The sequence below is a fragment of the Bacillus cereus group sp. BfR-BA-01408 genome, from assembly GCF_022663305.1.
GTDB lineage: Bacteria > Bacillota > Bacilli > Bacillales > Bacillaceae_G > Bacillus_A > Bacillus_A pacificus.
The window spans coordinates 1-239 of record NZ_JAKUFF010000289.1 but is presented as its reverse complement, the minus strand read 5'-3'; the positions used below and the strand labels follow the sequence as shown (position 1 = coordinate 239).

Sequence of the window (239 nt, the reverse complement as noted above, 5' to 3'; positions counted from 1 at the left end):
ATAATGTGTTGCAGTATTCGGTAACTTATCGCCTTGTTTTTTCGCGTTATCTTTTACGTTACCACCTTGAGAGCCATTTCCTCCTTGAGAACTGCTATCGCCTTTACCACGGTTACCTCCATGAGAGTCATTTCCTCCTTGAGAACTGCTATCGCCTTTACCACGATTGCCGCCAGAGCCGCTGCCACCAGAACCGTTACCGTCAGAACCACTGCCACCAGAACCGTTACCGTCAGAAC

Annotated in this window: 1 pseudogene; it reads right to left on the bottom strand. The window is 49.0% G+C overall.

Annotation, left to right across the window (positions count from 1 at the left end):
* Positions 1-239: pseudogene (locus tag MR083_RS27335) on the bottom strand (cell wall anchor protein); the annotation flags it as partial.